Raw genomic sequence first — 13,484 nt, forward strand, 5'->3', positions numbered from 1 at the left:
CCATGTCACAGACCCAACCCAACACCACGGACGACGCGCACTACGAACCTTCGTCGAACGCCGCGAGCACGCCGTCGGAGTCTGACGCGAAACTCCACGCGAACGACCTCCAACTCGGCTATCCCGGCCTCGACGAACCCGTCATCGACACCGAGACGCTCGTCATCCCGGAAGGCGAAGTCACGGCGCTCGTCGGCCCGAACGGCAGCGGGAAGAGTACGCTACTGAAGTCGCTCGCCCGCCACCTCGAACCCGAAGCCGGCGACGTCCTCCTCGACGGCCGCGAGCTCGCCGACTTCGGGTCGAAGGAGTTCGCCCGCGAGCTCGGCATGCTCGCCCAGCAGAACACCGCCCCCGAGGGCATCACCGTCGAGGAGCTCATCCACCACGGGCGCTACCCACACAAGGGCTTCTTCGACGGGCGAACGGAAGAAGACGAGACGGCCGTGGAGCGCGCGCTCGAACTCGCGGGCGTCACTCACCTCCGCGACGTCGAAATCGGGAGCCTCTCCGGTGGCCAGCGCCAGCTCGTCTGGATCGCGATGGCGCTCGCCCAGGAGACCGAAACCCTCCTCCTCGACGAGCCCACGACCTACCTCGACCTCCGCCACCAGCTTCAGGTGATGGACGTCATTCGCACGCTCAACGAGGAGCGCGGCGTCACCGTCTGCGTCGTCCTCCACGACATCACGCAGGCCGCGCGGTTCGCCGACTACCTCGTCGCCCTCCAGGACGGCGACGTCTACGACTGGGGTCGCCCCGAAGACGTCGTCTCCGAGCAGCTCCTCGCCGAGGTCTTCGGTGTCGAAGCCGCCGTCGAGTACGGCGCGGAACCCACCATCACGCCGAAGCGCGCGCTCGACGACTGAGCGCGCCGGGCTCACCGGTCGTCCGGGTGTTCGCCCGCGAAACCCCTCGTTCTCGTCCTGTTTCGACGCGTACAAACCCCGGTTTCTCGACTAGCCGGTATCGTGTCCGCCGATCAGGAGAGCGTCTTCGACGAGTACCGCGAGTCGGTCGACCGGCCGCTCTACCGACTCTTCACGGCGTACGGCCGCGACGTCTGGGAGTGGTTCGCGCTGGGGATGGTGGCGAACGTCGTCGCGCGCGTCGGGAGCCTCCTCCCGCCGCTCGTGCTCGGCGCGGCGCTCGACAGCATCTTCACCGGGGACTCACCCTACACACTCCCGCTCGTTCCCGCGAGCTGGCTCCCCGCGACCGACCCCGCGCAGTTCCGCTTCTCAGTCATCGTCATCACGGGCGCGTTCGTCTCGACGGCCGTGTTCACGTGGGTGTACGGCGTCGCCGCGAACACTTTCGCCCACCGCGTGATGCACGAGGTCCGCACGGACTCCTTCGAGAAGATGCAGAACCTCGACATGGCGTTCTTCGACGACAAACAGACGGGCGAAGTAATGAGTATTCTCAACAACGACGCGAACAACCTCGAAGTCTTCCTGGATAATGCCCTCCAGAACTCCGCGCGCCTCGTCGTCATGGCCGTCGGCGTGCTCGGCATCATGGTGTGGCTGAACGCCCAGCTCGCGCTCGTGATGCTCGTCGCCCTCCCCGTCCTCGTCGGCCTCACCGCGTGGTTCATGCGCGTCGTCGTCCCCCGCTACGCCCGCGAACGCGCGAACGTCGGCCACCTCAACACCCGCCTCGAGAACTCGCTCTCCGGTGTCGAACTCGTGAAAACCACCGGGAGCGAAGCGTACGAAGTCGGGCGCGTCCGAACCGCGTCGAAGAACCTCTACGACGCCACGATGGCCGTCCTCCGCCTGAACTTCGTCTACCGGCCGGGGATGGAGCTCGTCGCCGGCCTCGCGTTCGCCGCGACCTTCGCCATCGGCGGCTTCTGGCTCTTCGCCGGCCCGCCGCGCTTCTTCACCGGCACGCTCTCCGCCGGCGCGTTCGTCACGTTCATCCTCCTCACCCAGCGCATCGTCACGCCGCTCGCCGAAGTCTCCAACATCGTCGACCAGTACGAGAACGCGAAGGCCTCCAGCGAGCGCGTGTTCGGCCTCATGGACATCCCCGCCCGCATCCGAGACGCCGAGGACGCCACCGAACTCACGGACGTCGACGGCGACGTCGAATACGACGGCGTCACCTTCGGCTACGTCGACGAATCGCGCCGCGATTCGTCTGCCAACCAGAACGCAGAGCGTTCTGGTGAGGAGGACGAGGTCGTCCTCGAAGACGTCTCCTTCCACGCGAACCCCGGCGACACCGTCGCGCTCGTCGGCCCGACCGGAGCCGGAAAATCCACGGTCGTAAAACTCCTCCTCCGCCTCTACGACCCGAACGAGGGGAGTATTCGCCTCGACGGTCACGACCTCCGTGACGTCACCGTCGACAGCCTCCGCGACGCGGTCGGATACGTCGGGCAGGACACCTTCCTCTTCGACGGCACCGTGAGAGACAACATCCGCTACGGTCACTTCGACGCCGGCGACGACGCCGTCGTCGAGGCGGCGAAAGCCGCGGAAGCCCACGCGTTCATCCAAGAACTCCCCGACGGCTACGAGACCCGCGTCGGCGAGCGCGGGGTGAAACTCTCCGGCGGGCAGCGCCAGCGCGTCAGCATCGCCAGAACGATCCTTCAGGATCCGCCCGTGCTCGTCCTCGACGAAGCCACGAGCGCCGTCGACACCGAGACCGAACTCGCCATCCAGCACAGCCTCGACGCCCTCAGCGAAGACCGCACCACCCTCAGTATCGCCCACCGCCTCTCGACGGTGACTGACGCCGACCTCATCCTCGTCGTCGAAGACGGCCGCGTCGTCGAACGCGGCACCCACGACGCCCTCGTCGACGAAGACGGGCTCTACGCCGCGCTCTGGGACGCCCAGACCGGCGACACCCGCGCGCTCGAACAGGAACTCCTCGAGTAGGCGAACACGGAGTGTTCGCCGACCGAACGGGCGGAGAGCGGCAGCGACCCGCGAGTAGGTGGGCGAGAAGCGTCCACCTGGGGTCGAACCGGAACCCCCTTCTCGCTCCGTTCGGATTCCACGAGCATGGAACTCGGCGTCATCGGCCTCGGGCGGATGGGGCGCATCGTAGTGGACAGAGTCCTCGACGGCGGCCACGACGTGGTCGCGTTCGACATCGACGAGGACGCCGTCGCGGACGCGGCCGCCGCGGGCGCGACTCCCGCGGACTCCATCCCCGACCTCGCCGAGAAGCTCGGCGCGGAGAAACGCATCTGGCTGATGGTGCCCGCGGGCGACCCCGTGGACGCCGCGCTCGACGAACTCGACGACTACCTCGACGGGGACGACGTCGTCGTCGACGGCGGGAACTCCTACTTTCAGGACTCCGTGCGCCGCGCGGAGTTCTGTCCCGCCGCCTACCTCGACTGCGGGACTTCTGGTGGCCCCGCGGGCGCGGAACTCGGCTTCTCCCTCATGGTCGGCGGCCCCGAGTGGGCGTACGACGAACTCACGCCCGTCTTCGACGCCGTCGCCACCAACCCCAGCGGCCACGACCACATGGGGCCCGCCGGCAGCGGCCACTACGTGAAGATGGTGCACAACGGCGTCGAGTACGCGCTCATGCAGGCCTACGGCGAAGGATTCGACCTCCTCGCGAACGGGCGCTACGACCTCGACCTCGAATCTGTCGCGCGCACGTGGAACAACGGTGCGGTCATCCGCTCCTGGCTCCTCGAACTCTGCGAGGAGGCGTTCAGAGAAGAAGGGAACGACCTCGGCGACGTCGCCGACCACGTCGCCGGCGGCTCCACGGGAACGTGGACCGTCCAGGAGTCCCTCGAACAGGAAGTCGCCCTCCCCATCATCTACCAGGCGCTCGCCGAGCGCTTCGACTCCCGGAACGACGGGAAGTTCGCTCGGAGACTGGCGAATCGGCTGCGGTACGGGTTCGGGAGGCACGACGTGGTTCGGAACGACTGAGCGCTAGCGAAGGAGTGAGAACCACGTTACCGTGCGAGCGGCGGTAGCCGCGAGCACGACGTTGCTCGGAAGGAGCAACGCGACTGAGGACGCTATTGGCCGAACGCGGGGTGAACGCGACCCGAGGCGCGAGGTCGGGCGAGGAGAGGAAGCGCTCTGTGCCCTTGCGTTCACGACGGCGAGTCGCGGGGTCGCGACCGGGGTCGCCGTCGGGGTTTCGCTACCCGGGCCGCGGCGGCTGTCAGCGGATACGGGTGGCTGGCCGCGTTCTCCGGTTTGAACCTTTACCTGCGTGGTAGGCGAGAAAGCTTACGGTGGCTGGCCGAACATGGGTTCGAACGGGCGGCCGCTCCGAGGGGTACACGGCCGTCCGACGGTCACTTATTCGTATCCCACTCGCCGTACTCCAGCGTTCGCTGCACCGACTGGCGGGCTTGCGGGCCGCGTTCGCGTTCGACGAGGCGGAGCGCGAGGTCGATGCCGGCGGTGACGCCGCCCGCGGTGAGGACGTCGCCGTCGTCGACGACGCGGTCGGTGGTGAGGTCGACGTCGTACGCGGCGAGGTCGTCGCGTGCGGTGTGGTGTGTGGTCGCCGGGCGGCCGTCGAGAACGCCGGCCTCGGCGAGGAGCATCGCGCCCGTGCAGACCGACGCGACAGTCACGCGCCGCGACGCGTACTCCGCGACGACGCGGGGAATGCGGCCGTTCTCGTACTCCGACCACGCGCCCGCCGTCGACCGGTCGTTCCACCTACCGCCCGGCACGACGAGACAATCCAGTGACGGCGCGGGCCGGAGGTCGCCGTCCGTCACGACCGTCATCCCGTGACTCGCCGTCACGGTCTCCGACGCCGCCACGAGCCGCACGTCGAACCCCGCCGACTCCAAGACCTCGTACGGACCGACCGCGTCCAACTCGTCGAACCCCGGATACAGCAGGATGTCGATGAACTCCATACCCCAGCCTTCACCGCGGGGGCACGTCAACACTCCGCCGCTTCACAACCGTTTTAATCGCGGTGCGTCTACAGAGGAACGAGGGCGCGTAGCTCAGTGGACAGAGCACTTGGTTCCGGACCAAGATGTCGAGGGTTCAAATCCCTTCGCGCCCGTGCAACGAGTTTTCGAGCGGAGCGAGGAAACGAACGAACCGGCACGAAGGGATTCTGAGTCGGGGAGCAACGCGCAGCGTTGCGACCGTGGTTCAGAATCCCCGCGAGGTCGAATCCTTCGTGGCGTCGACGACGAGCAATGACCGGGAGTCGTCGGTGACGCTCTTCTGGGTGTCGCGAGCGTCTGCGGGTATAGTTAGTCTTCTAGTATATGCGTATTGTGGTCGTGGGGCGTCGAAGAGTGTGTTTTCTGGGGTCCGTGTAGAGAAGAAGTTCTAAGTTGACAGTGAGTGTAACGGGGGTATGTCTCGGGGTGACGGTCCGACGTTCGATGGCGGGGTGGGGCTCGTCGCGCTGGGTGGGGCGTTCGTCATCGTAATGCTGTGGAATCAGGTGTTCGCGCCGAGTTCGGCCGTCGACGTGGTGCAGACGGGGTACGTGGGGTTAGCGAGTCTGGTGTTGGTGCTGGGTGGGTTGTGGTTGATCTGGTCGGAGTGGCCGGCGGCGAGTCAGCGGCGGGTGTTGGGGTGGTCGCTGGTAGGCTGTGGGTTCTTGGTGGTGTTGGCGTTTCTCCAGCTGTGGGATCACGTGCGGGCGGGGACGCCGGTGAGTCGGCCGGGGATGATGGTGCTTCGGTTGGCGGTGTTCGGCTGCGTCGGCGGCGCTGCGACGGGGTTCTATCAGTCGAAGAGTCGGCGTGAGCAGGCGCGTGCGGAGGAGAACCTGGAGCGGTTCACGACGCTCTTCGAGGAAGCGCCGCTGGCGGTGGTTGCGTTGACGGGCGAGGGTGAGGTGGTGATGTGGAACGCGGCGGCGGAGTCGCTCTTCGGGTATCGCGCGTCGGAGGTCGTCGGGCGGCCGTATCCGCTCGTGCCGGGCAGGCGGTCGGAGGAGTTGGCGGAGCATCTCGGGCAGACGACGAGCGGCGAGCACCTGGAGGGGGTGCGGACGAAGCGCCGGCGGAAGGACGGGACGCTTCTTGACGTGGAGTTGTGGGCGACGCCGATATCGACGGGGGCGGGCGGCGTCGAGCTCGTCCTAGCGGTCTTCCGGGATTTGACGGCGTCGGAGATCGCGGACGAGCAGCGCTCGGTGTTACAGCGGTTGTTCCGCCACAACCTCCGGAACGACTTGACGGTCGTCCGGGGGAACGCGACGGATATCGCGGCGGAGCGGTCGACGTCGCCGACGGAGGCGGCGGATCGCATCGTCTCGGCGGCGGACCGACTGATTCAGCTCGCAGAGCACGTCGGCCGGCTGGACGCCGACGGGACGGTGCACTCGTTCGACGTCACGGTGGTGGTGGAGTCGGCGGTGACGGAGGCGCGCGAGCGCTATCCGGACGCGACGATAACTCTCGACGCGCCGGCGGAGGCGCGGGCGCAGACGGTGTCGGGTATCGAGGCGGCGTTCGTCGAGGCGCTGGAGAACGCCGTCGTGCACACGGACGACCCGTCGCCGGAGGTGGCGGTGTCGGTCGAGGAATCCGACGACGTCGTGGAGGTGCAGTTCGCGGATTCGGGGCCGGGAATCCCGGCTACGGAGTGGGAGCCGGTGGCGGGGCAGCGCGAACGCCCGCTGAGACACGCGTCGGGGCTGGGGCTCTGGATGATGCACTGGGCGGCGTCGCGCTCGGGCGGGACGCTCACGAAGGCCGACCGGTCGCCGCGCGGGACGGAGTTGACGTTCGCGCTCCCGCAGACCGCAGAGAGAGAGAGCGACGAGGCAGCGTCGCGGGCGGACGCCGAGGCGGAGTGAGCGGCGAGGGAGGGTGAGCAGCGAGGGTGGGGTGAACGGCGGGTCCGAACGTTCTTGCGCGTGCGCGGGATAGTCGCGAGTATGGACCGGAGGCGACGACGCGTGCTGGTCGGGACGGCGGGAGTGCTCGGCGCGCTCGCCGGCTGTACGGGGGGTTCGGCGTCGCTCCGGGTGGAGCGCGTGTGGTTCCCGGACGGCGGCGGCGAGAACGGTCAGTTGGCCGTGCACGCGGAAATCGCGAACCCGAGCGCGGACCGGCTGTCGGGCACGGCGTACCTCTACGCGACCGTCGACGGCGAGGAATACGTCCGGCGGGACGCGGTGTCGGTCGACCCGGGGACGAGCGTCATCGCGAGCGCGTCCTTCCCGATGGCCTACGAGGCCGCCGTGTCGGGCGACATCGGCGGACGGGCGGACGTCGTCGTAGAGTGATCGCGGAAGAGTCGCGGAGTAGTTGCGGCCGTCCCCACCGAGGGCTCGTTGGAGTCGTCGCGGGGTAGCCGCTTGAGTCGTCGCGGAGTCGTCGGGTTAGTCGACGCGTTCGCCCTGGTAGTCGCCGTCGTAGGTGTCTTCGTGGTCGGCTTCGGCGAGGACGAGTTGGGCGATGCGTGCGCCGCGTTCGAGTTCGATGTCGTGGTGGACCTGGAGGAGGCCTTCGCCTTTCCCTTCGTAGCCGGCGTCCCAGACGGCGGTGTTGAGCATGCAGGAGTTCCGGAGGAGGCTGGAGCGCGGGTAGACGAAGCCGACGTGCCCCTCGGGGATGCGGACGGTCTCGGCGTATTCGACGACGTAGCCGCCGGGTGAGAGTGAGAACACCGCGTCGTCGCCCGCGGGCTGTCGGCGCTCGCGCTCACCGATTTCCTTGCCGTCGACGCCGATGCGGCCGGTCTCGCGCTGGTCGAGGACGCCGTCGAGCGTGAGGTCGACGCCGTTCGGCTGCACCTGGTCGTCGCGGAGCTCGCCGAGCTGGCTGGCGACGTACGCGCCACTTTCGAACATACTGGGGTGGGAGGCCGCCGCGCGCTAAACATTTCGCTTCTCGCTCGCATCGGACCGACCGGGCCGCAACGGCCCGCGCCGTGGTCGACCGCGAAAGCGGCATCGTTCGCTGCCGCCTCCGACACGTCTATGCGGCGAACGCGAGAAGAACGGGACGTCCCATGACTGACTCCGCGGAGTCGTCGACGCTCCCAGCGAGAGTTGCCAGTCTCGTCGACGCCGTCGTCGCGTGGTGGCGCGGCCTCGACCGCGGCTACCAGGCGACGGTCCTCGGCGTGTGCCTGCTCGTCGCCGTCGCCCTCCTCGGGTAGATGGTTCGGCCGCGCGACCGACTCCCCGGCCTCCTCGTGCTCGTCGCGGTCGCGCTGGTCGCGTCGGGCGTCGGCGCGCTCGCCCCGATGGTGAGTCCGCTCGCGGTCTCCATTCTGCTCGGCGCGCTCGTCGCGAACACCGTCGGTCTCCCCGGTATCGCCCGCCCGGGCGTCGCGCTGCATCCGCTCCTCCTCGAAACCGGCATCGTCCTGCTCGGCGCGTCCTTCCCGCTCGGCGCGCTCCTCGGCTCCGGGCTCACCGTCGTCGCGCTCGCCGCGGCCACGGTCGCGTTCGCCGTCGCGTTCGCCGAACTCCTCTCTCGCGGCGTCTTCGACCTCGACGAGCGAACGGGGAGCACGCTCGCCGGCGGCCTCGCCATCTGCGGCGTGAGCGCCGCCGCCGCGGTCGCGGGCGCAATCGACACCGACGACTCCGCGCTCGCGTACGTCGCCGGGACCGTCCTCCTCTTCGACGCTGTGACCCTCGTCCTCTTCCCTCTCGTGGGTCACGCGGTCGGTCTCGGCGGGCGCGAGTTCGGCATCTGGGCGGGCCTCGCGATGTTCTCGACGGGTCCTGTCGCCGCCGCCGGGTTCGCCTACGGTCCGGCCGCCGGGAAGTGGGCGACCCTGACGAAGCTGGTGCGGAACGCCTTCATCGGCGTCGTCGCCCTCGGTTACGCGGTGGCGTACGGCGAGCGCGGCGACGCCTCAGTACGCGGGTTCGTGTGGACGCGCTTCCCGAAGTTCCTCCTCGGGTTCGCCGTCGTCGCCGCCGTCGCCAACGCCGGGGTTCTGACGGCCGCGAACGTCGACGTCCTCTCGCGGGTCGCGGACTGGCTGTTCGCGCTCGCGTTCGCCGGCCTCGGCTTCGACCTCGACGTCCGCGAGATGCGGGACGCCGGCGTCCGCCCCGTCGTCCTCGCCGCCGTTCACCTCGTCGTCGTCGCCGCCCTCGCCTACGTCGCCGTGACGCTCCTCGCGTAGCGAACACGCGAAGGAGAGAGAACGGAAGAGGCGATGACGTCCGAGACGGACGTGCTCGCGTAGCTGTGGAGCATCCCGGGGTGGCGTGCGAATCGGTGGCGTTCGGCGCTCTATTATTCCATCTGTGTGATTAAGGGCCATACCCTCGACCTCAAACACACCGGATTTATAATCGTAGAAGGGTGAGTTTCAGACGCTATGGGAAAGACGATCACCGAGAAAATCCTCGACGACCACCTCGTTGAGGGCGAACTCGAGCCCGGCGAGGAGATCGGGATCGAGATCGACCAGGTCCTTTCGCAGGACACCACGGGTACGATGGTCTGGCTGCAGTTCGAGGCGCTCGGCCTCGACGACGTGCAGACCGAGCTGGCGGCGCAGTACTGCGACCACCAGACGTACCAGTTCGACTTCAAGAACACGGACGACCACCGCTTCCTGCGCTCCGCGGCGGGCACCTACGGTGCGTACTTCTCCCGACCGGGTAACGGCATCTGCCACCAGGTCCATAAGGAGAACTTCGCCGCGCCCGGGAAGACCCTCCTCGGCTCCGACAGCCACACGCCGACGCCCGGCGGCCTCGGCGAGCTCGCCATCGGTGCCGGTGGCCTCGACATCGCCGTCGCCATGGGTGGCGGCGCGTACTACGTCGAGATGCCGGAGATCGTGAACGTCCAGCTCGAAGGCGAACTCCCCGAGTGGGCGACCGCGAAGGACATCGCACTCGAGATGCTGCGTCGCCTCACGGTCAAGGGCGGCGTCGGCAAGATCTTCGAGTACACCGGCGAGGGCGCAGAGTCCCTCACCATCCCCGAGCGCACCACCATCACGAACCTCGGGACGGAGCTCGGCGCGACCTCCTCCATCTTCGGGACGGACGAGAAGACGAAGGACTGGCTCTCGCGCATCGGCCGCGAGGACGAGTACGTCGAGCTCTCCGCCGACGACGACGCGGAGTACGCCGACACCATCACCGTCGACCTCTCCGAGCTCGAGCCGCTCATCGCGAAGCCGTCGATGCCGGACAACGTCGTCCCCGTCCGCGAGGTCGCGGGCCAGGACGTCGAGCAGGTCATGGTCGGCTCCTGCACGAACGGCGCGTACGAGGACATCCTCCCGGCCGCGAAGATGGTCGAGGACCGCGAAATCGCGCGCCACACCGAGATGATCGTCGCGCCCGGCTCCAAGCAGGCCAGCGAGATGCTCGCCCGCGAGGGCTGGACGGCCGAACTGATGGCCGCCGGCGTCAACTTCTCCGAGGCGACCTGCGGGGCGTGTATCGGCATCGGTCACGTCCCCGCCTCCGACTCCGTCTCGCTGCGTACCTTCAACCGGAACTTCGAAGGTCGCTCCGGCATCGAGGACGACTCCGTCTTCCTCTGCTCGCCGGAAGTCGCCGCCGCCGCCGCCATCAAGGGCGAAATCGTCGACCCGCGCGACCTCGCCGACGAACTCGGCGACCTCGAGGCCCCCGGCCTCGAGATGGGCTCGACGTACAGCGCCGGCATGGGTCAGGACGACCCCGACATCATCAGCCCCGAGGAGGCCATCGACGACGAGCTCATCAAGGGCCCGAACATCGGTGACGTCCCGCTGAAGGACGAGCTCGACTCGGACATCGAAGGTCCCGCCCTCCTGAAGATGGAGGACAACATCACGACGGACCACATCATCCCGGCGACGTCCGACATCCTCAAGTACCGCTCGAACATCGAGAAGCTCTCGGACTTCACGCTCTCGCGTGTCGACGAGACCTTCTCGCAGCGCGCGAAGGACTCCGACGGCGGGTTCCTCGTCGCCGGCGAGAACTACGGGCAGGGCTCCTCGCGTGAGCACGCGGCCCTCTGTCCGATGTACCTCGGTATCGAGGGCGTTCTCGCGCAGTCCTTCGCCCGCATCCACAAGGCGAACCTGTTCAACTTCGGCCTCGTCCCGCTCACCATCGACGAGGACACCTACGCGAAGATCGACCAGGGCGACAACGTCGAGATCGTCGACGACGTCGCGGAAGGCGTCCGCTCCGGCAAGGAGACCTTCACCGTGCGCGTGAACGACGACTGGGAGGCCGAGGCCCACCTCGACGCCTCCGAGCGCGAACGCCGCATTCTCGCCGCCGGCGGCAAGCTCTCCCTCACGAAGCAGCAGTACGAGGAAGACGGCAGCAGCGGCGCGACGCCCGCGGACGACTAAGCAACCTTCTCCCGCACCCGCGGTTCTTTTTCGCCACGCCCACCAGCCGCAGGTACACGCCCGCTATATCGTATATTCTCGTCGTTGAGCGATAATCTAACGGTGTTCGTATCATTCTGAAAAACGGATATGGGCCGTAGGTTACATATCCTCCTGGCTGCTACGACCGGCACGTGACGGCCACGCAGCGGTTCGAGCACGGGGGAATCCGGCAAGCCGTTCGCGGTGACCTACTGGACATCTTCCGCATCGAGAAGACGGTGTTCGAACAGCCGTGGCCGTTCTCGGCGTTCGAGCGCTATCTCGGCGAACCCGGGTTCTTAGTCGCCGAGGGGAACAGCACGGCCGACCCGACGGCGGGGAACGCCGGCGCGGAGAACATCGCGGGCTACACGGTCTGCGACACCATTCCGAGCCACGGCCGCCCGCTCGGCCACGTGAAGGACCTCGCCGTCCACCCCGACCGACAGGGAGAGGGGCTCGGGCGCGCGCTCCTCGAACGCGGCCTCGCCGTGCTCGCCGCGCAGAACGTCCGCTCCGTCAAACTCGAAGTGCGCCGGTCCAACCAGGCCGCGCTCTCCCTCTACCGCGACCACGGCTTCGAATACCTCCGGACGCTCCCGCGCTACTACTCCGACGGCGAGGACGCGTTCGTGATGATCTGCCGGCTCCCGAACCGCGACTGATTCAAAGCTCGCGTGCGTGGGTCCGGATAGTTATGGGATTCGCGTGTCCGGTCTGTGACGAGCACGTCCCCGACGCCGAGCACCTCGCGGACCACCTCGCGTTCGCGGCGGTGACGGGCGACAGTGAGCACGACGAGTGGCTGGACGAGCACGCGCCGGGCTGGGAGGACGCCGGCACCGAGGCGCTCGCGCCGCGCGTCACCGAGCACGCCGACGAGGTGGCGTTCGAGGTGACGACGGAGCCGGCGCACGACCACGAGCACGAGCACGGCCACGACTCCGGGCTGCCGGGCGACACGCGCGGCGACGTGGCGCTCGACGCGGAAGCCCAACAGATTCTCGAAGAGGCCGCGGAGATGACGCAGCAGATGTACCCAGAAGGCGAGAAGGGCGGAGAAGCCGGCGACGACGAGGACGGGGACGGCGATGAGGACGCGGAAGCCGGGGCGGAAAGCGAAGACGAGTAGGGCGTTCGGGTTCGAAGCACGAGCATGAGTGAGACGCAGGGGTTGCTCGCGCCGGCGACGCCGAGTGACGTCGAGGACGCGTACGTGGACGTCGGGCCGGTTGCGCAGACGGTGACGCGCGAGGTGGCGAAGGCCATGGCGTTCGATAAGGCGGAGTACGACGAGCGCGTGACGAGCGACGTCGTGGAGACGGCGCGCGACGCGCTCTTCGCCGGCCTCCTCGAAGTCGAAACCGGGACGACGGCGGAGTTCGAGGCGTGGCGCGACGCCCACGACGACTACGAGGTGGAGTGGAACGGGAGCGAGGACGTCGACGGCGTCGCCTGGCACGTCGTCCCCTTCGAGGACACCGTCGTCGCCGCGTCCTACCAGAACGAAGCGGACGCCGCCGTGAGCACGCTCCGCCGAATCGCCTTCGGGAAGTATTATCGTCCCGTCCTGTAGAGTCGAACGAGCGAAGTAGCGGCGGCGAGACACCGCGCGTATGGACCCTCGCGACTGGGACTGGCCGGTCCTCGAATCGAGCGCCGAGTACGAGACCGGCTGGTACACGGGCGGCTACGACCGCGTCGAACAACCCGACGGCACGGAGAAGAACTACTACTGGGCGGACCTCCCCGACGCCGTCGTCGTCGTCGCGAGGAAGGGCGAAGCAGTCGTCTTCATCGAGCAGTACCGCCCCCCGATTCGTGAGCACTGCCTCGAACTGGTCGCGGGCATCGTCGAAGAAGGCGAGTCGTACGAGGAGGCGGCGCTCCGCGAACTCCGCGAGGAGACGGGGTACGAGGCGGCGAACCCCGAGCTGCTCCAGACGTTCAACGTCGCGACGGGCGTGCTCCGCCACGAGCGCGGCATCGTCGTCGCCGACGTCACCGGGGAGAGCGAGGACGGCCGCGCGCTCGACACCAACGAGTTCATCGAGGTGACGGAGCGCCCCGCGGACGAGGCGCTCGCCGCCGCGCGCGAGCAGCCGGCGAACGACGCCACCATCGAGGGCCTCCTGCTCGCGCGGGCCGACGGCTACCTCTAACACCGCCAGCGTCGGGCTTATCCCTCCG

Annotated in this window: 14 protein-coding genes and 1 tRNA gene; 13 read left to right on the plus strand and 2 right to left on the minus strand. The window is 68.1% G+C overall.

Annotation, left to right across the window (positions count from 1 at the left end; all coding sequences use genetic code 11):
- Positions 1 to 2 precede the first annotated feature (2 nt).
- The 3 genes from IEY26_RS14170 to gnd all read left to right on the plus strand — a co-directional run bounded on the left by IEY26_RS14170 (position 3) and on the right by gnd (position 3,920).
- A complete protein-coding gene (locus tag IEY26_RS14170; RefSeq protein ID WP_188980082.1) occupies positions 3 to 869 on the plus strand; it encodes an ABC transporter ATP-binding protein in 867 nt (288 codons plus the stop codon).
- Between the two features lie 102 nt (positions 870 to 971).
- Positions 972 to 2,897: an ABC transporter ATP-binding protein gene (locus IEY26_RS14175; RefSeq protein ID WP_188980084.1), complete on the plus strand. Its 1,926-nt coding sequence runs from the start codon at positions 972 to 974 to the stop codon at positions 2,895 to 2,897.
- A gap of 126 nt (positions 2,898 to 3,023) precedes the next feature.
- Positions 3,024 to 3,920, plus strand: a complete 897-nt coding sequence (gene gnd / locus IEY26_RS14180; protein ID WP_188980086.1) for a phosphogluconate dehydrogenase (NAD(+)-dependent, decarboxylating) — start codon at positions 3,024 to 3,026, stop codon at positions 3,918 to 3,920.
- Positions 3,921 to 4,297: 377 nt separating this feature from the next.
- Here the strand turns inward: gnd and IEY26_RS14185 are convergent, their stop codons facing one another.
- On the minus strand, positions 4,298 to 4,876 hold the full coding sequence (locus tag IEY26_RS14185; protein WP_188980088.1) for a DJ-1/PfpI family protein: 579 nt from the start codon (positions 4,874 to 4,876) through the stop codon (positions 4,298 to 4,300).
- Positions 4,877 to 4,958: 82 nt separating this feature from the next.
- On the opposite strand from IEY26_RS14185, the gene IEY26_RS14190 reads away from it, so the two are divergent.
- The 3 genes from IEY26_RS14190 to IEY26_RS14200 all read left to right on the plus strand — a co-directional run bounded on the left by IEY26_RS14190 (position 4,959) and on the right by IEY26_RS14200 (position 7,221).
- A tRNA-Arg gene (locus IEY26_RS14190) sits at positions 4,959 to 5,031 on the plus strand.
- 303 nt (positions 5,032 to 5,334) lie between these two features.
- A complete protein-coding gene (locus tag IEY26_RS17750) occupies positions 5,335 to 6,789 on the plus strand; it encodes a PAS domain S-box protein (protein ID WP_188980090.1) in 1,455 nt (484 codons plus the stop codon).
- A gap of 81 nt (positions 6,790 to 6,870) precedes the next feature.
- On the plus strand, positions 6,871 to 7,221 hold the full coding sequence (locus IEY26_RS14200) for a hypothetical protein (protein WP_188980092.1): 351 nt from the start codon (positions 6,871 to 6,873) through the stop codon (positions 7,219 to 7,221).
- A 96-nt stretch (positions 7,222 to 7,317) separates the two neighbouring features.
- Here the strand turns inward: IEY26_RS14200 and IEY26_RS14205 are convergent, their stop codons facing one another.
- Positions 7,318 to 7,788, minus strand: a complete 471-nt coding sequence (locus IEY26_RS14205; RefSeq protein WP_188980094.1) for a deoxyuridine 5'-triphosphate nucleotidohydrolase — start codon at positions 7,786 to 7,788, stop codon at positions 7,318 to 7,320.
- Positions 7,789 to 7,949: 161 nt separating this feature from the next.
- On the opposite strand from IEY26_RS14205, the gene IEY26_RS14210 reads away from it, so the two are divergent.
- From IEY26_RS14210 to IEY26_RS14240, 7 genes are all read left to right on the plus strand, one after another.
- Positions 7,950 to 8,099 carry a hypothetical protein gene (locus IEY26_RS14210; protein WP_188980096.1) on the plus strand — a complete coding sequence of 50 codons (150 nt, stop codon included), beginning with the start codon at positions 7,950 to 7,952 and terminating at the stop codon, positions 8,097 to 8,099.
- Entirely contained in the window at positions 8,100 to 9,083 is a 984-nt protein-coding gene (locus IEY26_RS14215) for a YeiH family protein (RefSeq protein ID WP_188980098.1), read from the plus strand.
- 198 nt (positions 9,084 to 9,281) lie between these two features.
- Positions 9,282 to 11,273 (plus strand): aconitate hydratase, encoded by a 1,992-nt coding sequence (locus IEY26_RS14220; RefSeq protein ID WP_188980099.1) that lies wholly within the window; start codon positions 9,282 to 9,284, stop codon positions 11,271 to 11,273.
- A gap of 173 nt (positions 11,274 to 11,446) precedes the next feature.
- Positions 11,447 to 11,959, plus strand: a complete 513-nt coding sequence (locus tag IEY26_RS14225) for a GNAT family N-acetyltransferase (protein ID WP_188980101.1) — start codon at positions 11,447 to 11,449, stop codon at positions 11,957 to 11,959.
- Positions 11,960 to 11,991: 32 nt separating this feature from the next.
- The gene (locus IEY26_RS14230; RefSeq protein WP_188980103.1) at positions 11,992 to 12,426 is read left to right on the plus strand and encodes a DUF5810 domain-containing protein; all 435 of its coding nucleotides are present in this window, start codon (positions 11,992 to 11,994) and stop codon (positions 12,424 to 12,426) included.
- 24 nt (positions 12,427 to 12,450) lie between these two features.
- Entirely contained in the window at positions 12,451 to 12,870 is a 420-nt protein-coding gene (locus IEY26_RS14235; protein WP_188980105.1) for a DUF5809 family protein, read from the plus strand.
- Positions 12,871 to 12,910: 40 nt separating this feature from the next.
- Positions 12,911 to 13,456 (plus strand): NUDIX hydrolase, encoded by a 546-nt coding sequence (locus IEY26_RS14240; protein WP_188980107.1) that lies wholly within the window; start codon positions 12,911 to 12,913, stop codon positions 13,454 to 13,456.
- Positions 13,457 to 13,484 lie beyond the last annotated feature (28 nt).

The sequence above is a fragment of the Halocalculus aciditolerans genome, assembly GCF_014647475.1.
Lineage (GTDB): Archaea > Halobacteriota > Halobacteria > Halobacteriales > Halobacteriaceae > Halocalculus > Halocalculus aciditolerans.